Origin of the sequence: Sediminibacterium sp. (assembly GCF_019264485.1) — a bacterium.
GTDB lineage: Bacteria > Bacteroidota > Bacteroidia > Chitinophagales > Chitinophagaceae > Sediminibacterium.
Map to the genome: position 1 here is coordinate 613,699 of NZ_JAHVAA010000011.1, position 25,642 is coordinate 639,340.

The window sequence follows — 25,642 nt, forward strand, 5'->3', positions numbered from 1 at the left end:
ACCAGCATATCCTGATAATGCTAAAACCATTGTTAGAAGCTGTAAACCACTGATTTAGGAAAAGTTTTCAAACGATTCCCTTATCATGTGCCTGAAAAGAATATTTTTGTTTCCACCTAAAAAATAAAACATGGGTTTAATTCTGTTTGTCGTAGGTATTATTGGCTGGCATGCGGGCATGTGGGGTATGTTTAAAAAAGCGGGAATAGCACCCTGGAAAGCACTCGTGCCTTTTTATAATACATGGGTCATCGTAGAGCAATGTCATATTCGGAAGTATTGGTTCTGGCTTCAGTTGATACCCATTGCAGGTCAGTTTATCACCATCTGGATCACCATCATTTTTGTAATGCACTTCAAAAGGTTTAACCTGATTCACCATTCAGCCACGGTATTGCTACCTTTTATTTATTTTCCGTACCTCGGGTTTTCAAAAAATGAAAAATGGCATGGTGAAGATGCCTTTCATCAATATAAAAAGCCCGCATCGAGAGAGTGGGTGGATGCCGGTGTTTTTGCTGTGGTGGCTGCTACCATTATCCGGACTTTTGTTTTTGAAGCCTATGTAATTCCTACAGAGAGTATGGAGAAAACCCTGTTGGTGAACGATTTTCTTTTCGTCAATAAAATGAGCTATGGTGCAAGGATTCCCCAAACACCGTTGTCTTTCCCCTTTGTTCACAACACCTTACCGGCTTCACAAACTACACCATCGTACCTTAAATGGATACAACTACCTTATAAAAGACTACCCGCATTTACAACAGTAAAAAGAAATGATGTGGTAGTCTTCAATTTCCCTGCAGGCGATACCATCATTAACCTGCCCGATTATGGGAGCAAGGTTACATACTACGATGTGTTACGTTATACATTTAAAGGAAACAGGCAGGAATTATTAGCCAGTCCTGAATATCCTGTGATCGTTCATCCGATGGATAAAACCGATAATTATATCAAAAGATGTGTAGGTGTTGGGGGAGATGTATTGCAGATACGTAATGGCGAATTGTATGTGAATGGAAACCCGGCCATGGTTCCCGGTGGCGCACAAACCGAATATATTATTGTTACCAATAAACAACCCTATGATCCTGATTTCCTGAAAGAGGAACTGGGGATAGATGTGGCTGATACAAAGGGACAACTGGATATGCTTAGCGACAGCAGCTATAAATTCAACATTACGCCTGAAGAACTGGAGAAACTGAAAAAATTACCGAACTATGTTTCTGCTACTCGCTTTGTGGAGAATTATGTTGGCATGACTTTCCCGAACGATGAGGCCAACTATCCATGGAGCATCGATAATTTTGGCCCAGTACGTATTCCCGGGAAAGGTGATACACTTCAGCTGAACAGTCAGACTATTTCACTCTATCGCCGTTTAATTGCTACTTATGAGCATAATATACTGGAGGAGAAAGAGGGTAAATTCTTTATCAATGGAGTAGCTACCAATACCTATATCACCAAATACAATTATTACTGGATGATGGGAGATAACCGTCATCGCAGTCAGGACAGCCGTTACTGGGGTTTTGTACCCGAAACACATATTGTAGGAAAAGCATCGCTTATCTGGTTTAGCTGGGATAAAGGCCCGAGATGGAAAAGAATCATGCGAAGCATCAGGTAGGAGTTATAAGTTTCAAGCTTCAAGTGACAAGGTACAAGGGTGTTGCAGTTGCGGGATAATAATTTCTTTCTTGTGGCTTGAAACTTGTGATCTGTAGCTTAGCTATTCATTCTTTTTAAGAAAAATTCAGTAAATTACATTGCCGTAAGGGGTCCTCTCAGCGTAAGCTTTGGGGACTTTTTTGTCTAAATATGTTAGTGTATGAATCATCAACAGTACCAATTCGAGTTTGAAGTTTACGAATCTGCAGATCAGTTAAATGAACATGATGCTGCATTATTGAGTCAGGCAAAGCAAGCTACAGCTATGGCGTATGCCCCATATTCGCATTTTAAAGTGGGTGCAGTGGCAGTTTTAAGCAATGGGCAGGTGATTACAGGTACCAACCAGGAGAATGCCAGCTTTCCCGTTGGTATTTGCGCAGAAAGGGTGTTATTGTCAAATGCAGCCATACGCTATCCACAAGTTCCTATTGAGAGCCTTGCCATCAGTTACGATAATACAAGAGGAGATAGTAATCACCCTATATCGCCATGTGGTATTTGCAGACAGAGTTTGCTTGAGTATGAATTAAGGGTACAAAAACCTATTCGTCTTATACTCGGAGGATTATCGGGTAAAATATATATTGTACCCAAAGCCAGCAGTTTATTACCCTTGAGTTTTACAGGAGCAGATATGCAATAGTTTAATAGGTTTTCGTAAACGCTATTGTGATAATGGCTTCTTTCTTTTCTTTTCTGTAAAAAAGCAAGGTTTGGGTCACCAGCCGGAACAAAAAAGGATGGTTGATAGCTGTTGGTTGCGCTACAAAAAAATCTGCTGTTTTTTTCTTCCCGTTAAAACGTATAAAATGAAAGGAATAGCCATTTGCTACCTGGCTTCCATTTTTTTGTCCTGTATTGGTAGTTAATATTTCAACAGGCAGGGTTGCCAGACTGTCTAATAAAGATTTGAATACCGGATCGGGGAGGGGAGCATTATAGCTGAGTGTGTCTTTTCCTGCTACTTCAAAGAGTTCAATAATGGCACCGAGTTTTTCGATCTGGTAAGTGACTTCATCTACTGTTGTTGCAGCTTTTACGGCAGCCCTCTGTTCTATATAGGCAAAGTCTTTCTCCATGTCGCGTTGACGCAAACTATCGAGCCTTTTAAAAAAGAAATTCGTTTTATCGCGGTACTGTTCAATGCGAATATCAAAACCCGAAGAGTTACCTGCGGCCCTGGCCGTAACCTGCCAGCTTGTAAGTATTGATTTTGACTGAGCAAAAAATGAAATGGGCAACTGTAATAAAAACAGCAGTAAGATGAAAGAAGGGATAAGGTTAAAACAGCGTTTGTACACCATGTGTAATTTTAAATTCGTGCTGGAGTAGCCATTTTTTTCGCCACATACCACCTGAATAACCCACCAGCGATTTATCGCTTCCTATTACCCTGTGACAGGGTACTATAATGGCGATATTGTTTCTGCCATTGGCACTGGCAGCAGCCCTGATTACTTTTGGGTCGCCCAGTTTTTTGGCCATATCAAGATAACTGATGGTTTTACCAAAAGGTATTTCCAGTAATTCACCCCATACTCTTTTCTGAAATTCGGTTCCTTCCTGGTGAATGGGTATGTCGAAATTTTTCCTGCTTCCATGAAAAAACTCAATTAACTGCTCGGTACACTGATGCATGATTTCGCTCACGCCCGGTTCACCATAGGTGAGTTGATCGGGGTTGTCAACAAAAGTGAGTTCGCCAATAAACTGGTCTGTGCCACCAATTTTTAGTAATCCTACCGGGCTTTCATAATATGTATAATAGCGCTCGCTCATAGTTATGGTCGGGGTCGGACAGGAAATTTTATCTCCGAATATACTAAGCCGAAACCGTAATTGGTAGTTTTGATTGGGGTTAACCTATTCTCTGCCCGTTTTCTACAGCACGGTCTGGTTGTAATAAAATTACATTTCCATCAGTATCATACACCCCCAATACCAGACATTCACTAAAAAAGTTGGCGATTTGTTTAGGCGGAAAATTTACAACGGCTACCACCTGTTTGCCCACTAAAACATCTTTATTGTAGTGTGCTGTAATTTGTGCGGAAGATTGTTTAATACCCAATGGTCCAAAATCGATCTTTATCTGGTAGGCAGGTTTTTTAGCTTTGGGAAAATCTGTAACTTCCAGAATGGTTCCGCTTCGGATTTCTATTTTTTCAAAATCATGCCAACTGATCATATCCTTATCATTTCTTCAAATTTAAAAACTTAATGACTATGAAACGCAATGCAACTGCTGTATGGAACGGCTCCGGAAAAGAGGGTAGCGGACATCTTACCACACAAAGCACCACCCTAAACCAAACCCAGTATTCATTTAACTCCAGGTTTGCGGAAGGTGTAGGAACCAACCCGGAGGAACTGATGGCAGCTGCGCATGCCGGCTGTTTTACCATGAAACTGAGTTTTGTACTGGGGGCTGCAGGATTTACACCCGATACACTCGAAACACAATGTACCATTACATTGGAAGATGGTACGATTACCGGCTCACACCTTGTACTAAAAGCAAAAGTACCAGGTATCAGTGCTGAACAGTTTGAAACATGTGCGGCAGATGCAAAAGCCAATTGCCCGGTAAGTAAAGCCTATAATATGGCTATTACCCTTGATGCGCAATTGTTGTAATAAAAGGGAGGATATTAGTTGGAGTAAATGAATAATTCCAACTAATCATCCAGTAAACCGGCCAGTTGTATCAGTTCTGTATGTTTATAGGCATTGGTAGGACTATCGAAACATTTAGCCAACTCTTCCAGTAAAAGCTGGATTAGTCTTTTATGTGACTGTGGTTTGAAATAAGATGCCACTGGCGGAACAGAAATACGTTTAAAGTAATTCTCAATATCTGCATGGGAGAAAGCCTGTCCGCTGGTACCATCTACAAAGAAGTGGATTTTATCCTGCGGATGCCCGGGAAACAAAGCTGCATCGTAGTCTGAATGATAAAATGCAATAATGCATTGTTTCGGGATATTAATGATTCGTGCGTTGATTTCCAATTGGTCGCAAAGTACCTGATAAATCAGTGCATTTGAAATCGCATTTCCCTTTTTTGTTTCGAGCACTTTGTGAAGAAAAAACTCATCCGGTTTTTCATAATTCACTTCACTGCCCTTCAGGTTATAATAGTTGTAGAGGATACTCGACAATACATTGGCCTGCTCCAGTGGGGTAAGAAAACTGTTCAGTTCAAGCCATACATTACGTCTTATTTTTTCAATTTCCTGGATGACAGGGGTGGTCTGCAGATCGGGATATTGAAATTTTGATACCAGCAATGCACCGAATAAAAGATCGTGATAAGCACTTTCCCGCCATTCGGTAAAATCATTGTTCAGGTCACAAAAATGCAGGCGATGGATAATCATTTCTATTCTTCCCTGTATATCCTCACTGGGGGTATTTTCCCAAAGGTGCTCGAGATTGGGGATAATTCCTTTTCCATATCCTACGATCCGCTCTGAAATAGTGGAATAAACCTCCTCATCAGGGTCATCGATCAGGGTAAACAATGCGTGTATTTCCTTTGTTTCCTGCATGTGTTGAAGCTTAGGGCGTTGTGGATGCCAAAATGCATCCATATTTATATCAAACTAAAATAAAATTGATGTATTTATCAATAAGAAGTTATTCAGTGTTGTGGAAATATCAGGATAATGTTGAATACTATAGTTGCAGATTTGTCGTTCTGTGCCACAGTTCTGTAAAAAACAAGTTTTAACACGTAAATGAAGCATATTTAGCGTTATTTTGTACCCTATCATTTCAATTTTATACATGTCACAGGTTACTATCCCCAAATTCCCCGCAGTAAAACAATCCTTGCACACAGAATTAAAGAAGAGAGTTCAGCAGTATTTTGATGAAAGAGGTATATCGTCTACGGGTAACCCCAAACTTTTTACCAAGGCCATCATTATGGTAATTGCATTTATTACCGTGTATTTGCACCTTATTCTGTTAACACCTGTCTGGTACCTTGCTATTTTTGAATGTATCATATTAGGCGGGCTGGTGGCGGCTATCGGATTTAATGTAATGCATGATGGAAGTCATGGCAGCTTTAGCCATAACAAATGGCTGAATCGAGTGGCTGCATCGTCGATCAGTATGTTAGGCGCCAATCACTTTATGTGGAACATGAAACACAATATGATTCACCATAGTTTTACGAATGTAGACGGGGTGGATGATGATATTGAAGTAGGCATACTTATGCGTATGGCTCCTACACAAAAACATTATAAAGTACATAAGTTTCAGCACCTCTATTTCTGGATTTTGTATATGCTGCTCTATGTATTCTGGATATTTTTCGCTGACTACAAAAAATATTTCTCAAGGAAAATTGGTAACGTACCCCTGAAAAAAATGAGCTGGAATGACCATGTAGAATTTTGGGGAGTGAAATTATACCATGCTGCCGTATTTATTGTACTACCTATTCTAACCGTGGGTTGGTTATACTGGATGATTGGTTTTATTATCATGAGTTTCTTTGCGGGATTCGTGCTGAGTATCGTATTTCAGCTGGCGCATACAGTTGAACATACAGAATTCCCGATTGCCGATATTGAAACCAATAAGTTGCCGGACGAATTTGCGGCACACCAGATAAAAACCACCGCCAATTTTGCTACCAGAAATAAACTGGTAAGCTGGTTAGTAGGAGGATTGAATTTTCAGATTGAACACCACCTCTTTCCAAAAATATCACATGTGCATTATCCTGCCATCAGTGAAATAGTAAGAAATGTTTGCAGAGAATACCAGCTACAATACATTGAGTACCCAACCATGCGTAAAGCAGTGGTGGCGCATGTGCGCTTCCTCCGTCAGATGGGTCGACCGGAGTGAAGGAATACCGAATAAGAAATATTGAATGATCAATAATAAAAATAAAGAGGGTCATCTTTTTTTAAAAGATGACCCTCTTTATTTAACGAAACAGGATTATTTCTTTTTAACTGCAGCTTTCTTTGGGGCTGCTTTTTTAGTAGCTCCTTTCTTTGCAGGGGCTTTTGTCTTTTTTGCAAAAGCATTGGGTACCTGTTCCACAATCATTTTTTTCACCTCTTCTACATCAATATCCGTTAGCTCTTCAGCTGTATATTTTCCTCCATCGGTTTTGCGACCCATTTTCAGCATCTTTTTATTGAAGCGGATAAAAGGACCCCAGCGACCATTTTCTAAGCTTATTTTTTCGGCAGGCCATTGTTTGATAAAACGATTGGCTTCTTTTTCCATTTTCTTCTCTATCAGTTCATTGATATCCTGTTGTGAGAGGCTGTCGAAATTGTAGGCCCTGGGAATATTAATGAACATATCATTCCATTTAATAAACGGACCAAAACGTCCTTTCCCTTTGGTTACCGGTAAATCGTTATAAAAAGCAACAGGTGCATCGGCCTGTTGTTTCTCATGTAAAAGTTCAATAGCTCGCTCTAATTCAATGGTGTGAAGGTCTTCGCCTTTTGGAATAGAAATAAATTGGTCACCTAATTTGATGTATGGACCAAAACGTCCCACGTTTACGGATAACTCCTGTTCTTCATAAGTACCCAACACACGCGGCAAAGCAAAAAGTTCCATGGCTTCTTCCATGGTAATAGTTTCAATACTCTGATCTGCTTTTAATTTTGCAAACCTTGGTTTCTCTTCATCTTCCGCCTGCCCAATCTGTACCATCGGGCCATAACGTCCCATGCGGGCAATTACTTTTTTACCTGTGGCTTCGTCTATGCCCAGCTCTCTTTCTCCTTTGGCCCTTTCGGCATTCTCCAGTGTATGTTCAATGTTTTCGTGGAAGGGTTTGTAGAACTCATCGATCATACTGCTCCAGCGGGTTTTTCCCTCGGCAATTTCATCGAACTCTTCCTCAATGCGTGCAGTGAAACCGAAATCCATCACTTTACTGAAATGCTGTTTCAGAAAATCAGTAACTACCATGCCGAGATCAGTTGGGAAAAGTTTTGACTTTTCGGCACCCGTATTTTCTGTAAGAATTTCTTTTGCTATTTCCTGTTTTGGATTGAGACGTAAAATATTTACCTGTCTTTTAGTCCCCTCTTTATCGCGCTTCTCAACATAGTTTCTTTTGATAATGGTTGAAATAGTAGGCGCATAAGTAGAAGGACGGCCAATACCCAGTTCTTCCAGCTTTTTTACAAGCGATGCTTCCGTATATCTCGGAGCGGCGCGTGTAAATTTTTCTGTTGCTGTCATTTCCCGGAAATCCAGTACCTGTCCGGCTGTTAAAGGAGGCAATATGCCATCATTGTCTTCTTCCTCTTCCTCATCTTTCCCTTCAAGGTATACTTTAAGGAAACCGTCGAATTTCATTACTTCACCGGTTGCGCTTAATGTTTCCTGATTGGTGGAGATATCTATTTTAGCCACTGTTTTTTCAAACTCTGCATCACTCATCTGAGAAGCGATGGTTCTTCTCCATATCAGTTCATACAGTTTACGGGTATCTTCATCGGCCACCGTACGATTGTTCATGTAAGTGGGGCGTATAGCTTCGTGTGCCTCCTGGGCATTTTCGTTTTTATTCTTGTATTTACGAGGCTGGTAATAATTATTTCCGTAGCTGCTGTCTATTTCTTTGCGGATATCGCCCATAGCAGTATCACTCAGGTTGATACTGTCTGTACGCATATAAGTAATCTTACCGCTCTCATATAATTTCTGCGCCAGTAACATGGTTTTACTTACACCATAACCCAGTTTGCGTGAAGCCTCCTGTTGAAGTGTGGAAGTGGTGAAAGGTGCGGCAGGAGAACGTTTGGCAGGCTTTACCGTTACATCCAGAACCTTATATGTGGCATTTTTGCAACTGGTTAAGAAATCAGCAGCTTTTTCTTGTGTATTAAGTTTGGATGGGCCCTCAGCCTTAAAAGAAACATCTCTGTTATTGATGTCTTTTGCTGCAAAAATGGCTTCAATCTTATAGCTGCTTTCAGGAATAAAGTGATTAATCTCGCGTTCACGCTCCACAATCAACCTTACGGCAACACTTTGTACCCTGCCTGCACTGAGGCTGCGTTGCATACCAATTTTACGCCATAAAACGGGGCTCAGTTCAAAACCTACCAGCCTGTCGAGAACCCTGCGGGCCTGTTGGGCATTCACCAGGTTCATATTGATCAACCTTGGCTGCGCAACTGCTTTTTTAATGGCAGGTGCTGTAATCTCATGAAAAACAATTCTTTTCGTGGTTTTGGGATCCAGACCCAATACCTCTGCGAGGTGCCAGCTGATACTTTCTCCTTCACGGTCCTCATCCGATGCCAGCCATACTTCATCGGCTTTCTTGGCCAGTTGGCGAAGTTCTTTCACCACCCTTTCCTTGTCTTCCGGTACAATATAACGGGGTTGGTACTGATTATTTACATCAATACCCATATCGTCTTTTTCCAGATCGCGTATATGCCCATAACAACTTTTTACCTCAAAATCGCTTCCGAGGATCTTTTCAATTGTTTTGGCTTTTGCCGGAGACTCAACTATCAATAAATTCTTTGCCATCTACCGTTAAGTTGCTGTTTTGAGCAGCCTTTTTGATTGCTTTTCAAGCCATTTTTTCATCGCATTCATACATATATATATGCGGTAAAAAAATGGTATGCTACCCTGCAATATTAGGCGAAACCATGAAAACACAAAAAATGTTGGCAGATTAAGGAATAATTACCCCGTATTTACCCGCAGTTAAACGATGAAAATTCAATAGTGTAAGAAAGTTTATTACTCTATGATAATGAATAGGTTAGAACAATATTTCACCTGCTTAACCATTTAGTTATTACTCAGAAAATCAAAAATGCGGGTCATTACCTGTTTATCCCGGTATATTTTATTGTGCCCCAGTCCCTCGGTTACCATAAAGTGGATATGAGGCAGTTGCAAGGATTGAACAGGAAGGGTATCACTATAAGGACAAATTCGGTCACCCTGATCATGAATCCATAAAATGGGTAAACTCATGGATTGTACAACCCTTTTTATGGAGAAATGGTCAACCGGTTTACCGGTCATTTCCATAATCAGTTGTTCAAATTCTGCCTGTACTGGTTCTTTTATCCTGAACATAGAATAAAACCCCCGTATGGCCGAGCTGGTTTCGGTAGCCGGCGCAATTAAAACCAGTTTCCTGTTCACAGACTGATCCATTTGTTCTGTAAGCAGTGATGCGGCCAATCCACCTAAAGAATGTGCAATAATGCCATTGATGGGGCCGAATATTTGTTCAATCTTTTGTAAAAAACGCATATAGATCAGAGCGTTTACCATTTTACCCTCACTCAGTCCATGCGAAGGAGCATCGAATGCCAGTACTTCAAAACCCTCTTTTAACAATGGCTGAATGTATTTTTCAAATTTGTAGCTATAGCTGCTGAATCCATGAACGATGAGAATTTTTTGTCCGGTGGGTTCATCGGGTTTCCATTGAAAACCTTTTGTATGTAATCCCTCAAAAAATACATCCTGTTTGATGGCTTTATGAAAGATGACCGGTTCTTTTTGTTTTACACCCCTGCTGTACGGTGTACAGAAAACACGGAAAGCCTGTTCGGCAGCCCTGCGTGGCGATACCATGGCGATGGTGCGAAGTTTTGTTTTGTAATAACCAATCACAACTCTTTGTGCTAATTTCATCTTCATAATATAAAGATATGGACGTAGTACTGATAGGAGCCGGTAATGTTGCACATGTATTGGGGCGTTCACTAAAACATGCCGGGCATCGTATTCTTGCCATATGGAACAGGGATATTCAAAAGGCTGTTACACTGGCAGCGGAGCTGTCAGCAACAGTTGTGGAAAGAATTGAGCAATTACCACAGGATGCAGACATTTATATATTGGCGGTAAGCGACCATGCTATTGACGAAATGGTCGCTTTATTACAGATTAAGAAGGGCATCTTGGTGCATAATGCAGGCACAGTAAGTATTGATGTATTATCCAAAGCAGCAAAAAAATACGGTGTTCTCTGGCCAATGAAAATGCTGCGGGCTTCCATGAAAGAACTGGGCGATTGTACCATTGTAATTGACGGGAGTGATGAAAATACCCGGAAAGAGCTGGAGCAACTGGCTAAACAGTTATCAACCAGGATAGCGGTTGCTGATGATAATACAAGGCAAAAAATGCACCTGGTAGCGGCCATCAGTTCCAATTTCACCAACCATATGTACCACCTGGCGGCAGACTACTGTACAAGTACCAATATAGATTTTGCCCTGTTTTACCCTCTTATTCAAGCTGCTGCATCGCAAATTCAAACTGCCTATCCGGGTGAAGTACAGGCGGGCCCTGCATTCAGGGGCGATCTGGAGACCATTGAACGTCACAGGGCTTTGCTAAGCAAAGAACCCGGTCTTTTGCGACTATATAATGAACTAACCCTGAGTATCCGTGAAAAATTTGGCCGATAAGCCGTTTTCCACAAAATTCCTCATTCCGATGCTAAAACCCTGAATTGATGGCGGGAAAGAGACGGTTTTGAAATACTTTTGCACTCCAAACGGAACCGATATGTACACGATTAAAGTAAAGTTTGAACAGAAAGGAATGGAGCCGGTTACTTTAACCGCAATAAAACCTGACCAGAGTTTACTGGAAGTTTGTTTAGACAATGGAATTGAATTACACCATAACTGTGGCGCTGTTTGTGCCTGCAGTACCTGTCATTTATATGTGGAGAAAGGAATGGAACACCTGGAAGAGTTAAGCGATAAAGAAGAAGACTTTATCGACCGTGCCATTAACCCCAGACTCAATTCAAGATTAGGTTGTCAGTGTGTGTTACAGGATGGTGATGGTGAAGTTGAAGTGATATTGCCTGATCAGACACAGTTTTTAGGCGAGTAAATAATTTGGAAATTAGGAGATTTGAAAATTTGAAAATGATGAACTATTGTACTACAAAGTTCTCTTTCAGTTTCAAACAGTGTCAGTAAAACGAATACTCCTATTTCCAAATTTTCATCCTGCTTTGCAAAAATTTTACATAATCATAATCCTGCTTGAGCGGGACAAATTTCCAAATTAACATATGAACCATTTTGAACCCCCGATACATTGGTCAGATCATGAAGATATTGCTATGAAACTGTATGAACGTTTTGGTGATGAGTTTACAGAGAGTAAAATCTATCGTATTCGGTTTACCGATTTACTGGAGTGGATACTTCAGATTCCTAATTTTGATGGTAAGCGGGAAGAAAGTAATGAAGGCCACCTGGAAATGATTCAGAGTGCCTGGGTATATGAGTGGAGAGATAATCAGAAATAATAACAGCTCATATGTTAGCAGCCTTTCGTTATATCAGCACTTTTGTATTTGATGTAGACGGTGTAATGACCGATGGCAGTTTGTTGATATTGCCTGATGGTATTATGGCACGTCGCATGAATATTAAAGATGGTTATGCTTTACAGCTGGCTATTAAAAAAGGGTACAGGGTGTTGGTTATTTCAGGAGGTGATGCCCCGGAGGTAAAAGACCGTTTGAACAAACTCGGAGTTGCCGATGTTTGGATGAAAACCCATCATAAGAAAGAAGTGTTGGCCGATTACCTGAAAAAACAGGGTATTACTAAGGAACAGGTTTTATATATGGGTGATGATATTCCTGATCTGGATGTAATTCAACTGGCAGGTTTACCTTGTTGCCCTTCGGATGCAGTAGAGGAAATAAAAGACAAATCGATTTATATTTCTCCCGTAGCAGGAGGTGCTGGCTGTGTAAGAGATGTGATTGAAAAAGTAATGAAACTACGCGGTGACTGGAATGAAGATACTTCCGTAAGGTCCAGGTAACATTTATTTGATACCCCTTGTTCAGACTCATTGTTTATCTTGTATCATAAATTCTTTTTTTGAAATTAATAACCGCTTTTTTACAGTTGGTGCGCTGGCCCAATCTGCTGTTTATCATGCTCACTCAGCTTTTGTTTGAGTATTGTATTTATGAGCGTATTTATGGCGCAGCAGAAGGGTTGAGTCAATACCAGTTCTGGTACATTATAATTGCTTCTGTTTTTATTGCTGCAGCCGGAAATATTATTAATGATTATTTCGACCTGAATATCGATCAGGTAAATAAACCTGATAAGGTTGTGGTAAACGTTGTTATCAACAGGCGTTGGGTTATCTTCTGGCATATGTTACTGAGTATGCTGGGTTTGTTTTTTACGGTAGTAGCCTTACCTGTATCACTTTACTGGCACCTGGTACTGGCCAATATTGGGAGTGTGTTATTACTCTGGTTTTATTCTACCAATTTCAAAAAGCAATTACTGGTTGGTAATATTGTGATCTCCCTGCTTACTGCATGGGTAATATTAATCCTGTTTTTTGCGAAACAACCATTGCAGATCGAACATCTTTTATCTGCCGGGCATAATGAAATCCGTTTTTTCCGTCTTGCCATGCTTTACGCGTCTTTTGCATTTGTGATTTCACTTATCAGAGAAGTGGTAAAAGATGTGGAAGATATGGAAGGCGACAGAAAATATGGCTGTAAAACATTACCTATTGTTTGGGGCGTTCAGGCAGCTAAAATATTTGTAGCAGTGTGGCTCGTGGTTCTCATAGCTGCGCTGACTATTTTACAACTCTATGTATTGCCTCTTGGTTGGTGGCATAGTGCCTTATACTGTCTGATTGCCATAATAGTACCTTTGATCTGGATTTTCATACAGCTCTTTAAAGCGTCTACTCCTGCCGATTTCCATCGATTGAGCTCGGTTATAAAACTGGTTATGCTTACAGGTATTTTATCGATGGTATTTTTCAGGATATATGAGTGAGTGGTGAGTAATGAGTAGTAGCGAGTAAGAGATTTTTTTGAGCGTAAAAAATAAATATAATCGCAGTCGAGTTCCCCATATTGACCATTGACCATTGACCATTGACCATTGACCATTGACCATTGACCATTGACCATTGACCATTGACCATTGACCATTGACCATCATGCAACACATCATTCTAGCATCACAATCTCCTCGCCGTAAAATGTTACTCGAATGGGCAGAAGTACCCTTTGAAGTAATTGTTAAGCCAACAGATGAATCCTTTCCGGCTGAAATGCCTGTTGAAGAGGTGCCGGTGCATATTGCAAAAGAAAAAGCGATGACAGTAAGAAAATATGTGCAGGATGCTTATCATGGGGAGTATGCTGACAGAGCCATTCTTGCAGCAGATACAGTGGTGGTGCTTAATACAGAGATCATCGGTAAACCCAATGACAGGGATCATGCCATTGAGATATTAAAAAAATTATCGGGCCAAACACATCAGGTAATTACAGGTGTTGTGATTCTGTCGGGTGAGTCAGAAATGAGTTTCGCAGACATTACAGAAGTTCAGTTCCATCCACTTACAGAAGAACAGATCATTTTTTATGTAGATAAATACCAGCCTTATGATAAAGCTGGTGCTTATGCCATACAGGAATGGATAGGGGTGGTGGGTATTCAATCCATCAAAGGCGATTTTTACAACGTGATGGGCTTGCCCGTAAGCAGGGTGGTAAAAGCACTTCAACGTTTATGACTTTAAAAATCAGGTATAAACCGCAATAGTGTTCTGGGTATTTTTCGAGGAAACAAATTTCCTCTTATGAACGAGCGTTTATTACAGTTTATCTGGCAGTTCCAGCATTATAATACCAGGGAACTAACCCTGTCTTCCGGAGAACCCCTGAAAATTATTTCTCCAGGTTCATGGAACCATCACCAGGGGCCTGATTTTTCTTCAGCTAAAATCAGGGTCGGTAATACTATTTGGGCGGGTAATATTGAATTACATATACTGGCATCAGACTGGTACAAACATGCGCATGATGATGATCCTAATTATCAAAATATTATTCTGCATGTAGTATGGCAGGAAGATGCAATGGTAAAAGACAGGTTTAATCAACCCGTACCCACACTTGTTTTATCGGGCAGGATATCTGGTTTATTACTCGATCGATACGGACAGATGATGGACACTGTGAGACAGGTTCCCTGTCATCATTTTTTACCCGGAGCCAATGAACTTACCTGGTATTCATGGAAAGAAAGACTGATGGTAGAAAGACTGGAAAGGAAATCGGGTATTATTATGAAACAGTTGCAGGAAACGGGAAATCACTGGGATGAAGTTTTCTGGCGACAACTGGCCATGGGTTTTGGCTCAAAAACCAATGCTGCTTTTTTTGAACAGGTAGCAAGAAGCCTTCCTTACAGCATATTACAAAGACACCGGAATATACCTGATGAACTGGAAGCACTTTTGTTTGGACAGGCGCAATTATTAAACAAAAAAAGAACAGATACTTATCCGCAGAAACTTGCGAAAACATACCTGCATCTTCAAAGAAAATACAAATTGATAAGTGCCGGCGGACAACCCGCTTTTCTAAGGATGCGTCCTGCGTCGTTTCCCACCATCAGACTCTCACAATTAGCCATGCTCATACACCTGCGTGAAAACCTGTTCTACCAGGTAAGAAATATTGAAACGATAGACAACCTTGTGCAACTTTTTCACGTAAAAACAAGTCAGTACTGGAACCAGCACTATCGTTTTGATGAACCTGCAACCCAATCGCTGAAATGGGTTGGCAGGCAAATGACTGTTCACCTGCTCATCAATTCAATAGTGCCCATGGTTTTTACGTATGGTCTTGAGATGAAGCAACAGGCATATAAAGACAAAACCCTGCAATGGCTTTATTCATTGGAAGCAGAGCAAAACAGGATTACAAGTTACTGGCAGTCTGCAGGTATTCATAACCGATGTGCACTCGATTCACAATCGCTGATAGAACTCAATACGCAATATTGTGTTAATAAACGTTGTCTCGATTGCGCCATAGGCAACAAACTGTTGAGCCAATGAGTCCTATGAGAAATTTACCTGCAACTTGTAGCTTGTGACTTGCAGCTTCAAGCCACAAGCTACAAGCTGCAAGAGATTCTGCCTTACTACCAGTAAAAAGCCATATCCAGTTCCATATCCGGATGAAGGCTTCTTTCAACCGGGCAGGTACGGGCAGTGCGTTCAAGTAGTTCTTTGGTTTTATCGTCGAGTTGCAGTGTTGATGGAAAATATACGTGTGTAATGATCTTGCCGATTCGACGGGGATCACTCAACATAATTTTGGTGGTATCAACACGGGTGCCATCCAGATCAATGTTCAAAGTGCGTGCCTTAATGGCCATGGTGGTAACCATACAGGTGCTTAGGGCTGTAGCTACGAGGTCGGTAGGAGAGAAACGCTCACCTTTACCCTGGTTATCGGTAGGGGCATCGGTTTCAATACTGGTTCCGCTCTGAAGATGGGTAGCGATGGTTCGCAACTCACCTTTATAAATAATTTGTGAAGTCATTGCGTCAATTTTGCTATAAATTTACAAGTAACAAATCTAATGGAAGTGAAGAAGCTATTTATCATTGTTAGTCTCCTCGGTTCAGTTGCCATTTCTGCACAACAGAAAACGCAGTCACCGGCCCAAATGGAGAAAGCCAGGAAAAAGGCAGAGAGAAAGGAAAAGATCAATCAAATGATCAAACAGGAAGAGGAGGGTGCCCTTGTTTTTAATAAACAGGGATCATTCAGCTTCAAATTCAATTCAGACGGATGGGGCATGTTTTATGAACGTGGTAAATATAAAACCGTCACCAAAACCAATCTCTGGTGGATTGAATTGGGTGAACACAAGCATCCCAAAGAAGAAAAAGTGCCTACTATCAGTGCTTCAGGCGGTTTTCTGATTGTTTCCAGCTATATATATGGTAAGCGAAATAATTTCTACAACCTTAAATTAGGTCTGGGTCAACAAAAACTGATCGGAGGGAAGGGAAATAAAAATGGGGTAGCGGTTTCAGCCATTTATGGTGGCGGTCTTACGGCTGGTCTTCTGAAACCTTACTATATCGAGATTCAAAACCCCAACAACAATAAGCAGGAACAGATTAAATACGATAATAACGATAACCTGTTTTTGGATCCTACCATTATCCTCGGCCGTGGTGGGCTCACCAAGGGTTTTGGCGAAATGAAATTCGTTCCCGGCGCCCATGTAAGAACGGCTCTTCGGTTTGATTATGGCCGTTACAATGAAGTGGTATCTGCACTGGAAGTGGGCTTAAATGCAGAATATTATTCACAGAAAATGCCCATTTTATTACTAAATAAGGAAAAATCATTCTTTTTTAACGCCTATGTAGCCCTCACTTTTGGTAAGCGAAAGTGACCTATTTTTGTGGTTTGAAAGTCAGTCAGAAAGACCGGAAGTCGGAAAGTCCGAAAGAAGGTGCTCTGATATGCAGGAGACTTGTAAAACAATTACAGGTACTCGTTAATTAAACTTTCAATCTTTCGGACTTTCGGACTTCCCGACTTCCGGTCTAAAAAAGGAGTTACATGCAAGAGTTACCCGTTGTTGCTAAAATTGATCCCGCCAGTTCCAAAATACAAAAACCTTCCTGGTTAAGGGTTAAACTACCCATTGGTGAAAGTTATAAGCATGTTCGCGGATTGGTGGATACCCATAAGCTGCATACTATCTGTGAAAGTGGTAATTGTCCAAATATGGGAGAGTGCTGGGGAGAAGGTACGGCCACATTTATGATTCTCGGAAATGTATGTACGCGTAGCTGTGGCTTTTGTGCAGTAGCTACCGGCAGACCTGAACCGGTGGATTGGGATGAACCCCAGCGTGTGGCAGAAGCCATACACCTCATGAAAGTAAAACATGCAGTATTAACCAGCGTAGATAGAGATGAATTGAAAGATGGAGGTTCCATTATCTGGTACAATACCATCAAGGCAGTTAAAAACCTGAATCCTGATACCACACTTGAAACACTGATCCCCGATTTTAAAGGTTATGCCGATCAGGTACAACGTATTATTGATGCTGCCCCTGAAGTAGTGAGTCATAATATGGAAACCGTAGAACGTTTAACGCGTCAGGTAAGGGTACAGGCCAAATACCAGAGGAGTCTGGAAGTGCTGAACCTGCTGAAAAAAGGAGGTATGCGTACCAAAACAGGAATGATGCTGGGTCTCGGTGAAACCAAAGAAGAAGTAGTACAAAGTATGAAGGATCTGGTGAATGTGGGTTGTGATGTGCTTACCCTGGGGCAATATCTTCAACCCACTAAGAAACATTTAGCCGTTCAGCGTTTTGTGCATCCTGATGAGTTTGCGGAACTGCGAGAGATAGGATACGATCTCGGATTTGATTATGTAGAGAGCGGTCCCTTGGTACGTTCCTCTTACCATAGCGAGAAACACGTAATTAAAGGATGGGGAAGGAACAAATGGATGGAAGAGAAAGCTGCCATGGTGGGTTGAGTGAGTAGTGAATAGTTAGTACTGATTGAACTGATTATTATGGTTGAACATCAAACTGCACATGCGTATATTTTAAATAGTCTTCTCAGTTTTTCTGCCGGCACTCGCTAATATATCACTATCAATGATAGCAAAGGAACAGAATCAGGCTTTACTGACAGTTGGGAATGCAGCATTAAAAAATCCTGCCTGGGTTGATTATGCGAATTACTGTTTTGACAGAGAAAAAGGCCTTCGAAAGCAAGCATTCCATCAGCTTGATAATTTTCTGAAATCTACAGACAGTTGGACCGAAGAAAGAAAAAAGGAGTTTGTACAATTCCTCTTCCCTTTTATGGAAACAGTGCAGGACGCTGACTATGGTCCTTTTCCTCAACTGCTAAGTGAGCAACTGGTTAAGCCTGTTCTGGAGAAATGGTGTGAAACGGAGAAAACAGATGCAAGGCCATTCCGATGGTTTGGTACATATTATCGCAGTGAAGAATATTTGTTTAAAGCTTTGGATATTGATCCTGCGGATGATATTGCAAGGAAGATAATTTTAAAAAACTGGACAGACAGTATTAATTATTCTCTTCATCATTTACCGGAATATTATATTGGAGATCCTATAGAAGATATACAACTCGCCGAAAAAATAAAAATACAAATTGACCAATTAGCTACTGCTTCGCAACGTGAACATTGGGTAAACATACTCGAGGCTGATATGGAGCTTGTAAGAAATTATATTGAATGGCAGACATCCGGGCATAAGAATTTCGCGGAGTGGGGACTGGAAAATAAAAAGAAAACCGGTTACGATACAATACAAACATATTACTACGAGAAATAAGAGCATTTATTCTGATATTTTTATGAGCAAAAAAATATACTTCCTGCTGTTTCATGTAATTCTTATTTCTGGATTACAGGCACAAATAAAATGGATAAATGTCGACTCGCTGTTTCAGCCCTTACCATCATCCGTTCATGTGTACAAAACCACTGATTTTTTAGATGGCAAGTTCAATATAGCCTATTATGTGAGTGTTGACCTGAACGATAAAAAACTTGATCTGACAACAGCGGTAGGCAATGGTAAAAGATATACGCCTGCAGCATATTTTGAGCAACAAAATCAACCACTACTCGTTATGAACACTACTTTCTTTGAATTCGTTCATAACAGTAACCTCAATGTGGTCATCAACAATGGTAAACTGTTATCGTATCAACAACATACAATTGCAGGCAGGGGAAAGGATACACTTACTTACCGCCATCCTTTTGGCAGTGCAATTGGTATCAGTAAAAAGAGAAAGGCAGATATTGCCTGGCTTTACACCGATACTGCTCAACTGGTAGCTTATGCAAGTCAGACGCCTGTTTCCTTTTTTAAAGACAGTATTGCAGATCCGCCAGCAAAGGAAATGCTGAAGAAAGGGGTATTCAAAAAATGGAAAATGAAAACGGCTGTTGGGGGAGGCCCCGTACTGGTACAAAATGGTGAAATCAGTATCTCTAATAACCAGGAAATAAAATTTGCAGGTAAGGCTATCGATGATAAACACCCGCGTTCAGCGATGGGTTACACAAAAGAGGGCAAACTTATATTCATGGTAATTGAAGGACGGTTTCCGGGAAAAGCAGAAGGAGCCACACTTACACAAACAGCTCAGTTGTTAAAAGATATTGGCTGCTTAGAAGCCCTTAACCTCGACGGTGGTGGTAGCAGTTGTTTACTCATCAACGGCAAAGAAACCATCACCCCAAGTGATAAAACAGGACAAAGGGCGGTGCCGGCAGTGTTTGTGGTTAAGAAAAAATTGTAAATCTTAAGCAATAAGTTACAAGCTACAAGCAACAAGCCTCAAGCTGCAAGAAAATAAATGTTTATCAACACAGATCAACTTGTAGCTTGAGGCTTGTTGCTTGTAGCTTTTTTCCACTAATTCTTCTCCCACACCAATGCAGAAGCACCTAAAATTGCCGCATCAGATTCCTTCAGATGACTTACCAGTATTTTTACTTTGTTCTGGAACACCTGAATCAGGTTGTCTTCCATGCTTTCGCGGGTAGGCTTTAAAATAAGGTCACCGGCTTTGGTAAGACCACCGAATAATACGATGGCTTCCGGACTTGAGAACATCACAAAATTGGCAAGGGCAAGACCTAATATTTTACCGGTATATTCAAAAATTTCTTTGGCCAGTTCATCACCTTCCATCGCAGCGTCATATACTTTTCTGGAATCGATTTCATCTTTTGGTACATTTCTCAACCAACTGGGCTGATCGCTTTTCTCCAGTAGTTCCAGTGTGGTAAGGCGTACACCCGTTGCTGATGCATAACTTTCCAGCGATCCGCGTTTACCGGTACCATCGTGTAATCGTCCATCAGGAATAATGATCGTATGTCCCAACTCACCTGCAAAACCATCATGACCATATACCAGCTTTCCATTGGCAACAATGCCACTGCCTACACCAGTACCGAGGGTAATCATAATAAAATCGTTCATACCCTGTGCTGCGCCATACATCATTTCGCCAATGGCGGCCGCATTGGCGTCGTTGGTAAGTGTTACAGGTAATTTAAATTTATCTTCTATGAGTTTGGCCAGTGGAATAATACCTTTCCAGGGAAGATTAGGGGCATATTCAATAGTACCGGTATAAAAATTTCCATTAGGGGCGCCAACGCCAATACCTTTCATTCTTCCAATACCACCAGCTTTGGCAATCAATTCAGATAATAGACTGTGTAATTCATCAATGAATGAGTCTACTTCTGCATGTTTGCGGGTCGACATTTCGTTGGAGAATAAAACATTCCCAATCCGGTCTACAATACCAAATTTGGTTCCTGTACCTCCAATATCAATACCTATTGCAAGTGGTTCTAAAGATGTTGTATTGCTAGCCATATCAAATCAAATTTGTCGTCCACAAAATTAATGTCCACCGCTTACTTGCGCATCGAAATCAAGTCCCTGTGATTGTAATACTTTTTTCATTTTAATTGCCAGGAAACCAAGGAAAGCAAAACAACCGGCAGCAAGTAAATAAGACCGATGCATACCAACCGATTCAAGATCGCCGATAGCACCCTGTAATGGAGGAATAATGGCACCTCCGAGAATCATCATAATCAGGAACGCCGAACCCTGGCTGGTGTATTTACCAAGTCCGCCAACGCCTAATGAGAATATGCAGGGCCACATCACAGAACAGCAGAGTCCGCCAGCCATTAAGGCATAAACTGAAACAATGCCACTCGTAAACACACCTACCAACATGGCCACTGTTGCCAGTATGGAAACAGCCAGCAATGTTTTTGCAGGTTTTTCCTGTCCGTAGAAAAAAGCAATCAGCGTAATGATAATACATACAGCATATCCCCATAAATCACTGATATCACTTCCATAGAGCGAGTTTACACCCAGTACTACCATAAAAGCAATAAAAGGAACCACAATGGTAAGTATCCTTCGCATGCTGGCCGATACATTAAAAACACTAATGGCTCCCGTCCACCGGCCAATCATCAGGCTCCCCCAATAAAGGGAAATATATTTCGAGATCATGCTTTCATCAAGTCCCATTTCAGTGAGATAACCGGGGGTTTTTAACAGCGCACCAAAATTATTGTCGATGGTAACTTCCACACCTACATATACAAAAATGCCAATCATCCCATAAATTAATTGTTGGTATTTCATGGCACCCCAGCCTGCATTGTTTTTAACGGCACTGGCATTTGAATAAAATAAAATTCCTACAACCGACACCAGCGCTATTAATAATAAAGTGAGTTTAGGCACTTCGGTTAATTGTCCGACTACAATAATGGCACCGATCAATAAAGTCATGATGGTTAAAGAAGCGGCTGCTTTATTTGCTTTTTCAAATTTCTCGTCATTCTTGCCATCGGGTAATTTGGAGAAGGCAAAAAACAATGCTACCAATGCAAAGACTCCAGCTACAATCAGGTATAAGACATTGATATTTGTAACAGTTACTTCGCTTTGTTCACCGCCAATAGAACCAAAAAGGAAAAAACTAACGATAATAGGTCCCAGTGTGGTACCCAGTGAGTTTACTCCTCCTGCCAGGTTAAGTCGGTGTGCACCTGTAGATGCATCACCTAAAGAGATAGCAAAGGGTTGAGCTGATGTTTGTTGAAGGGAGAATCCGAGTGCCACTACAAAAAAGGAAGCCAGTAAGGCAGGAAATGAATTGGCATTTGCAGATGGAATAATCAGTAATGCACCTGCTACAGATATCCATAATCCATAAATAATACCTTTTTTATATCCGATTTTGTTGAGGATATCATAACCCAAAACGTTAGAAGATATAAACAGAATCAGTGATCCTATAAAATAAGCCCCATAGAATGCGGAGCCGATTAATTGAGATTGGAACTGGTTGAGCTGAAAATGTGTTTTACAGAATGGAATCAGGATACTGTTTGAAGCTGCAATAAATCCCCAGAAGAAAAAAACGATGACAAGTGTTGCAAGTGCACTTGTATTAGTGGGTTGTTTTGGTTGGGTCATAACAATCGGTCGTTTAATGTGGGCTGTAAAATAACGAGAAAAATCAGCCTGAAAAATTTTAAAGTAGAATTTGACAGTACCATTTTACTTCCTAACTTGAAAGCAAATCAGACAAACTGCTGTTCATGGAGATCATTCATGTGAGTGCCGAATGTTATCCGGTAGCCAAAGCTGGCGGACTGGGAGATGTGGTAGGGGCACTTCCTAAATACCAGGTTAAAGCCGGCCATATTGCCAAAGTGGTGATGCCTATGTACAGGACCAAGTTCCTGTATGAAAATGACTGGACGGTTGATTTTAAAGGGCAGGCGAATTTAGGGAACTGGTTTTTTGATTATACAGTAATCAAGGAAAGCAGTAATAAACTGGGATATGATCTTTACCTGATCGATATCAATGGACTCCTCGACCGACAAAAGATTTATGGTTATGATGATGATGCGGAAAGATTTACCGCCTTTCAGATTGCTTTTGTTAACTGGATGATTCATTGGGAACACCAGCCCGATGTAATTCATTGCCATGATTATCATACCGGACTTATTCCTTTTATGATGCAGTATTGTTATGATTATAACGGGCTGAAACGTATTCCTTCCGTTATTACCATTCATAATGCACAATACCAGGGGTGGATGGGATGGGAGAAGAGTCGTTATATACCACGCTGGGATCTCTGGAAAAGAGGTATGCTCGACTGGAATGACAACATTAATCCATTGGCATCGGGAATAAAATGCGCCAGTAAGGTAACTACGGTAAGCTGGAGTTATATGGATGAACTCAGGATAAGCTCAAATGGCCTTGAGAAATTATTTGAATTTGAAAGAGGTAAATGTGTAGGTATATTGAATGGTATAGATAATGAAGTATGGAACCCTGCCACAGATAAATACCTCGAACATCATTTCAGTGTTAAAAATGTGGCGACAGGAAAGAAGAAAAATAAAGCTGTTTTATGTGAACGTTTTGGTCTTGATGCAGATAAGCCATTATTCGTTTTTATCGGGCGACTGGTAGGAGAGAAAGCTGCTGATATTTTACCCTATGCCATTCGACTGGCGATTGAACAAACACAGGGGCAGGCCAGTTTTCTGGTATTGGGAAGTGGTGAAACAGCAGTAGAATGGGAGTTTCAGCAAATGACAGAACCTTATAAAGGTGTTTTTAATGTGGTGATTGGCTATGATGAAACCCTCAGTCATTTAATGTATGCCGGTGCAGATTTTCTGCTCATGCCCAGCAGGGTAGAACCTTGTGGATTGAACCAGATGTATTCCATGCGTTATGGTACTGTACCAATTGTAAGGAGTACAGGAGGTTTGCAGGATACGGTGGTAGATATGGGCGATCCGGATGGTTTTGGTATCCGCTTTAATCATGCAACACCTGAAGATGTGAACTATTCCATCGGCAGGGCTGTTTCAGTTTATCAGGACAGTACACATATGGAATGGATGCGGAAGCGTATGATGCAGATAGATCATAGCTGGGAGAGTACGGTGGATGAGTATACCAATGTGTATAAAAGCCTGAAATAAAGTTAGATTGTTCAATCTTTGATTTTTGGATTTTTAAATCACAGATCGAACAATCGGAAAATCTATAAATAACGACCATATGAACAGTATTTCAACATCTGTATTAGCAGTAATTCTTGGAGGTGGTGCGGGTACCCGGTTGTATCCATTAACGGCCAGTCGATCCAAACCTGCTGTTCCAATCGCGGGTAAATACCGCCTGGTGGATATACCCATCAGTAACTGTATCAACAGTAATATCAACCGGATGTTTGTACTGACGCAGTTTAATTCTGCATCATTAAATAAGCATATCAAGAATACCTATCATTTCAGTGCATTCAGCACTGGCTTTGTAGATATACTGGCCGCCGAACAAACACCCGATAATCCGGGCTGGTACCAGGGTACTGCAGATGCGGTACGGCAGTCGCTCAGACATATATCCAATATGGATTTTGAGTATATACTGATTTTAAGTGGAGACCAGTTATACCAGATGGATTTCAGTGAGATGCTTGAAAGCCACAAATCAAAAGGCGCTGATATTTCTATTGCCACTATTCCTGTGAATGAGAAAGACGCACCCGAATTTGGTATCCTGAAAGCCGATGAAGAAAATTATATCACTTCCTTTATCGAAAAACCCAAAAAAGAATTATTGCCGGAATGGGTGAGCGATACTGGTGCCGAGATGCAAAAAGCAGGTCGTCACTACCTCGCGTCAATGGGTATATATATATTCAGTAAGAAAGCATTGTATCATTTATTGAGTGAAGTGCATCCAAATGCTACCGACTTTGGTAAAGAAATTATTCCGGATTCCATTCAGAATTATAAAGTGGTAAGTTTTCAATATGATGGTTACTGGACCGATATCGGAAATATCTATTCATTCTACGAGGCCAACCTGGCACTTACACAGGAAATACCACCGTTTAATTTGTTTGATAATACTAAAACCGTATACAGTCGTGCACGTATGCTGCCACCTGCTAAAATAAGTGGCACCACGCTTGAGAAAACAATCATTGCAGAAGGTTCTATTATTCATGCGAGCAGAATTGAACAAAGTGTGGTAGGTATCAGATCACGAATTGGTCATGGTACTACAGTGGTAAACAGTTACCTGATGGGTAATGATTATTATGAAACCATTGAAGAAATGGCAACAAACACAGCAAAAGGGCTACCCAAAATAGGCATCGGTGAAAGATGTTATATTAAAGATGCCATCATCGATAAAAACTGCAGAATAGGCAATGATGTAAGAATCAATGGCGGTAATCATCTGTCAAATACCGACCATGCTTTGTATACAGTAAAAGACGGTATTGTGGTGGTGAAGAAATTAGCAGTACTGCCAGACGGCTTCGTAATTTAAATGATAGTGATAAAAACACTGCGTAATCTCTGTTACTCCTTTCTCTGCGGTAAAAATTCACCGCAGAGAAAGTGAGGGTGCAGGGTTTGTGTTTTACAAATGGTGGAATATTCATTCACTACTTTATAAAA

At 40.9% G+C, this 25,642-nt stretch carries 26 protein-coding genes; 17 read left to right on the forward strand and 9 right to left on the reverse strand.

The genetic code is table 11. The features are described from left to right. Nucleotides 1–130: 130 nt before the first annotated feature. Both lepB and KXJ59_RS08890 read left to right on the forward strand, forming a co-directional pair. On the forward strand, nucleotides 131–1,639 hold the full coding sequence (lepB, locus tag KXJ59_RS08885) for a signal peptidase I (RefSeq protein WP_295203427.1): 1,509 nt from the start codon (nucleotides 131–133) through the stop codon (nucleotides 1,637–1,639). 201 nt (nucleotides 1,640–1,840) lie between these two features. Next, complete coding sequence (locus KXJ59_RS08890) at nucleotides 1,841–2,326, forward strand: cytidine deaminase (RefSeq protein ID WP_295203430.1); 486 nt, start codon at nucleotides 1,841–1,843, stop codon at nucleotides 2,324–2,326. 1 nt (nucleotide 2,327) lies between these two features. Here the strand turns inward: KXJ59_RS08890 and KXJ59_RS08895 are convergent, their stop codons facing one another. The 3 genes from KXJ59_RS08895 to KXJ59_RS08905 form a co-directional block, all read right to left on the reverse strand. Beyond that, nucleotides 2,328–2,987: a hypothetical protein gene (locus KXJ59_RS08895; protein WP_295203433.1), complete on the reverse strand. Its 660-nt coding sequence runs from the start codon at nucleotides 2,985–2,987 to the stop codon at nucleotides 2,328–2,330. After that, complete coding sequence (locus KXJ59_RS08900; RefSeq protein ID WP_295203436.1) at nucleotides 2,965–3,462, reverse strand: methylated-DNA--[protein]-cysteine S-methyltransferase; 498 nt, start codon at nucleotides 3,460–3,462, stop codon at nucleotides 2,965–2,967. Before KXJ59_RS08900 ends, KXJ59_RS08895 begins: the two co-directional genes overlap by 23 nt. Before the next feature lie 79 nt (nucleotides 3,463–3,541). Further along, nucleotides 3,542–3,871, reverse strand: coding sequence for a tRNA-binding protein (locus KXJ59_RS08905; RefSeq protein WP_295203439.1), 330 nt, complete (start codon nucleotides 3,869–3,871; stop codon nucleotides 3,542–3,544). A 38-nt stretch (nucleotides 3,872–3,909) separates the two neighbouring features. Between KXJ59_RS08905 and KXJ59_RS08910 the strand changes: the two genes are divergently transcribed. After that, complete coding sequence (locus tag KXJ59_RS08910) at nucleotides 3,910–4,320, forward strand: OsmC family protein (protein WP_295203442.1); 411 nt, start codon at nucleotides 3,910–3,912, stop codon at nucleotides 4,318–4,320. Nucleotides 4,321–4,361: 41 nt separating this feature from the next. On the opposite strand, the gene KXJ59_RS08915 is transcribed toward KXJ59_RS08910, so the two are convergent. Next, nucleotides 4,362–5,234 carry a transglutaminase family protein gene (locus KXJ59_RS08915; protein ID WP_295203444.1) on the reverse strand — a complete coding sequence of 291 codons (873 nt, stop codon included), beginning with the start codon at nucleotides 5,232–5,234 and terminating at the stop codon, nucleotides 4,362–4,364. Nucleotides 5,235–5,472: 238 nt separating this feature from the next. Between KXJ59_RS08915 and KXJ59_RS08920 the strand changes: the two genes are divergently transcribed. Continuing rightward, a complete protein-coding gene (locus KXJ59_RS08920) occupies nucleotides 5,473–6,552 on the forward strand; it encodes an acyl-CoA desaturase (RefSeq protein WP_295203446.1) in 1,080 nt (359 codons plus the stop codon). Nucleotides 6,553–6,648: 96 nt separating this feature from the next. On the opposite strand, the gene topA is transcribed toward KXJ59_RS08920, so the two are convergent. Next, complete coding sequence (gene topA, locus KXJ59_RS08925; protein WP_295203449.1) at nucleotides 6,649–9,225, reverse strand: type I DNA topoisomerase; 2,577 nt, start codon at nucleotides 9,223–9,225, stop codon at nucleotides 6,649–6,651. 270 nt (nucleotides 9,226–9,495) lie between these two features. Beyond that, entirely contained in the window at nucleotides 9,496–10,362 is an 867-nt protein-coding gene (locus tag KXJ59_RS08930; RefSeq protein ID WP_295203452.1) for an alpha/beta fold hydrolase, read from the reverse strand. Between the two features lie 11 nt (nucleotides 10,363–10,373). On the opposite strand from KXJ59_RS08930, the gene KXJ59_RS08935 reads away from it, so the two are divergent. The 7 genes from KXJ59_RS08935 to KXJ59_RS08965 all read left to right on the forward strand — a co-directional run bounded on the left by KXJ59_RS08935 (nucleotide 10,374) and on the right by KXJ59_RS08965 (nucleotide 15,600). Continuing rightward, on the forward strand, nucleotides 10,374–11,138 hold the full coding sequence (locus tag KXJ59_RS08935; RefSeq protein ID WP_295203454.1) for a DUF2520 domain-containing protein: 765 nt from the start codon (nucleotides 10,374–10,376) through the stop codon (nucleotides 11,136–11,138). 100 nt (nucleotides 11,139–11,238) lie between these two features. Further along, nucleotides 11,239–11,574, forward strand: a complete 336-nt coding sequence (locus tag KXJ59_RS08940) for a 2Fe-2S iron-sulfur cluster-binding protein (protein ID WP_295203457.1) — start codon at nucleotides 11,239–11,241, stop codon at nucleotides 11,572–11,574. 184 nt (nucleotides 11,575–11,758) lie between these two features. Then, entirely contained in the window at nucleotides 11,759–11,998 is a 240-nt protein-coding gene (gene iscX / locus KXJ59_RS08945; RefSeq protein ID WP_295203460.1) for a Fe-S cluster assembly protein IscX, read from the forward strand. A gap of 11 nt (nucleotides 11,999–12,009) precedes the next feature. Next, a complete protein-coding gene (locus KXJ59_RS08950) occupies nucleotides 12,010–12,525 on the forward strand; it encodes an HAD hydrolase family protein (RefSeq protein WP_295203463.1) in 516 nt (171 codons plus the stop codon). A 59-nt stretch (nucleotides 12,526–12,584) separates the two neighbouring features. Beyond that, the gene (locus KXJ59_RS08955; protein WP_295203466.1) at nucleotides 12,585–13,517 is read left to right on the forward strand and encodes a geranylgeranylglycerol-phosphate geranylgeranyltransferase; all 933 of its coding nucleotides are present in this window, start codon (nucleotides 12,585–12,587) and stop codon (nucleotides 13,515–13,517) included. 166 nt (nucleotides 13,518–13,683) lie between these two features. Further along, entirely contained in the window at nucleotides 13,684–14,265 is a 582-nt protein-coding gene (locus tag KXJ59_RS08960) for a Maf family protein (RefSeq protein ID WP_295203468.1), read from the forward strand. A gap of 66 nt (nucleotides 14,266–14,331) precedes the next feature. Then, nucleotides 14,332–15,600, forward strand: coding sequence for a DUF2851 family protein (locus KXJ59_RS08965; RefSeq protein ID WP_295203471.1), 1,269 nt, complete (start codon nucleotides 14,332–14,334; stop codon nucleotides 15,598–15,600). 86 nt (nucleotides 15,601–15,686) lie between these two features. On the opposite strand, the gene KXJ59_RS08970 is transcribed toward KXJ59_RS08965, so the two are convergent. Continuing rightward, nucleotides 15,687–16,091 (reverse strand): OsmC family protein, encoded by a 405-nt coding sequence (locus KXJ59_RS08970; protein ID WP_295203472.1) that lies wholly within the window; start codon nucleotides 16,089–16,091, stop codon nucleotides 15,687–15,689. A gap of 45 nt (nucleotides 16,092–16,136) precedes the next feature. On the opposite strand from KXJ59_RS08970, the gene KXJ59_RS08975 reads away from it, so the two are divergent. From KXJ59_RS08975 to KXJ59_RS08990, 4 genes are all read left to right on the forward strand, one after another. Continuing rightward, on the forward strand, nucleotides 16,137–16,958 hold the full coding sequence (locus tag KXJ59_RS08975) for a hypothetical protein (protein ID WP_295203475.1): 822 nt from the start codon (nucleotides 16,137–16,139) through the stop codon (nucleotides 16,956–16,958). 170 nt (nucleotides 16,959–17,128) lie between these two features. After that, entirely contained in the window at nucleotides 17,129–18,064 is a 936-nt protein-coding gene (gene lipA / locus KXJ59_RS08980) for a lipoyl synthase (RefSeq protein WP_295203478.1), read from the forward strand. Nucleotides 18,065–18,188: 124 nt separating this feature from the next. Then, nucleotides 18,189–18,899 carry a hypothetical protein gene (locus tag KXJ59_RS08985; protein WP_295203481.1) on the forward strand — a complete coding sequence of 237 codons (711 nt, stop codon included), beginning with the start codon at nucleotides 18,189–18,191 and terminating at the stop codon, nucleotides 18,897–18,899. Between the two features lie 22 nt (nucleotides 18,900–18,921). Beyond that, entirely contained in the window at nucleotides 18,922–19,878 is a 957-nt protein-coding gene (locus KXJ59_RS08990) for a phosphodiester glycosidase family protein (RefSeq protein WP_295203484.1), read from the forward strand. Nucleotides 19,879–19,994: 116 nt separating this feature from the next. Here the strand turns inward: KXJ59_RS08990 and KXJ59_RS08995 are convergent, their stop codons facing one another. Then, a complete protein-coding gene (locus KXJ59_RS08995) occupies nucleotides 19,995–20,972 on the reverse strand; it encodes an ROK family protein (protein WP_295203486.1) in 978 nt (325 codons plus the stop codon). Between the two features lie 27 nt (nucleotides 20,973–20,999). Then, nucleotides 21,000–22,607, reverse strand: coding sequence for an MFS transporter (locus KXJ59_RS09000; protein ID WP_295203489.1), 1,608 nt, complete (start codon nucleotides 22,605–22,607; stop codon nucleotides 21,000–21,002). Nucleotides 22,608–22,732: 125 nt separating this feature from the next. Between KXJ59_RS09000 and KXJ59_RS09005 the strand changes: the two genes are divergently transcribed. Further along, nucleotides 22,733–24,148: a glycogen synthase gene (locus tag KXJ59_RS09005; RefSeq protein WP_295203491.1), complete on the forward strand. Its 1,416-nt coding sequence runs from the start codon at nucleotides 22,733–22,735 to the stop codon at nucleotides 24,146–24,148. 79 nt (nucleotides 24,149–24,227) lie between these two features. After that, nucleotides 24,228–25,511: a glucose-1-phosphate adenylyltransferase gene (locus tag KXJ59_RS09010; protein WP_295203494.1), complete on the forward strand. Its 1,284-nt coding sequence runs from the start codon at nucleotides 24,228–24,230 to the stop codon at nucleotides 25,509–25,511. The last annotated feature ends 131 nt before the right edge of the window (nucleotides 25,512–25,642 follow it).

Coding starts and splice junctions, on each gene's coding strand:
- lepB (WP_295203427.1), top strand. CDS start 131: ATGGGTTTAATTCTGTTTGTCGTAGGTATTATTGGCTGGCATGCGGGC.
- KXJ59_RS08890 (WP_295203430.1), top strand. CDS start 1,841: ATGAATCATCAACAGTACCAATTCGAGTTTGAAGTTTACGAATCTGCA.
- KXJ59_RS08935 (WP_295203454.1), top strand. CDS start 10,374: ATGGACGTAGTACTGATAGGAGCCGGTAATGTTGCACATGTATTGGGG.
- iscX (WP_295203460.1), top strand. CDS start 11,759: ATGAACCATTTTGAACCCCCGATACATTGGTCAGATCATGAAGATATT.
- KXJ59_RS08960 (WP_295203468.1), top strand. CDS start 13,684: ATGCAACACATCATTCTAGCATCACAATCTCCTCGCCGTAAAATGTTA.
- KXJ59_RS08940 (WP_295203457.1), top strand. CDS start 11,239: ATGTACACGATTAAAGTAAAGTTTGAACAGAAAGGAATGGAGCCGGTT.
- KXJ59_RS08930 (WP_295203452.1), bottom strand. CDS start 10,362: ATGAAGATGAAATTAGCACAAAGAGTTGTGATTGGTTATTACAAAACA.
- KXJ59_RS08965 (WP_295203471.1), top strand. CDS start 14,332: ATGAACGAGCGTTTATTACAGTTTATCTGGCAGTTCCAGCATTATAAT.
- KXJ59_RS08900 (WP_295203436.1), bottom strand. CDS start 3,462: ATGAGCGAGCGCTATTATACATATTATGAAAGCCCGGTAGGATTACTA.
- topA (WP_295203449.1), bottom strand. CDS start 9,225: ATGGCAAAGAATTTATTGATAGTTGAGTCTCCGGCAAAAGCCAAAACA.
- KXJ59_RS08995 (WP_295203486.1), bottom strand. CDS start 20,972: ATGGCTAGCAATACAACATCTTTAGAACCACTTGCAATAGGTATTGAT.
- KXJ59_RS08920 (WP_295203446.1), top strand. CDS start 5,473: ATGTCACAGGTTACTATCCCCAAATTCCCCGCAGTAAAACAATCCTTG.
- KXJ59_RS09005 (WP_295203491.1), top strand. CDS start 22,733: ATGGAGATCATTCATGTGAGTGCCGAATGTTATCCGGTAGCCAAAGCT.
- KXJ59_RS08905 (WP_295203439.1), bottom strand. CDS start 3,871: ATGATCAGTTGGCATGATTTTGAAAAAATAGAAATCCGAAGCGGAACC.
- KXJ59_RS08895 (WP_295203433.1), bottom strand. CDS start 2,987: ATGGTGTACAAACGCTGTTTTAACCTTATCCCTTCTTTCATCTTACTG.
- lipA (WP_295203478.1), top strand. CDS start 17,129: ATGCAAGAGTTACCCGTTGTTGCTAAAATTGATCCCGCCAGTTCCAAA.
- KXJ59_RS08990 (WP_295203484.1), top strand. CDS start 18,922: ATGAGCAAAAAAATATACTTCCTGCTGTTTCATGTAATTCTTATTTCT.
- KXJ59_RS08915 (WP_295203444.1), bottom strand. CDS start 5,234: ATGCAGGAAACAAAGGAAATACACGCATTGTTTACCCTGATCGATGAC.
- KXJ59_RS08910 (WP_295203442.1), top strand. CDS start 3,910: ATGAAACGCAATGCAACTGCTGTATGGAACGGCTCCGGAAAAGAGGGT.
- KXJ59_RS09010 (WP_295203494.1), top strand. CDS start 24,228: ATGAACAGTATTTCAACATCTGTATTAGCAGTAATTCTTGGAGGTGGT.
- KXJ59_RS09000 (WP_295203489.1), bottom strand. CDS start 22,607: ATGACCCAACCAAAACAACCCACTAATACAAGTGCACTTGCAACACTT.
- KXJ59_RS08970 (WP_295203472.1), bottom strand. CDS start 16,091: ATGACTTCACAAATTATTTATAAAGGTGAGTTGCGAACCATCGCTACC.
- KXJ59_RS08985 (WP_295203481.1), top strand. CDS start 18,189: ATGATAGCAAAGGAACAGAATCAGGCTTTACTGACAGTTGGGAATGCA.
- KXJ59_RS08950 (WP_295203463.1), top strand. CDS start 12,010: ATGTTAGCAGCCTTTCGTTATATCAGCACTTTTGTATTTGATGTAGAC.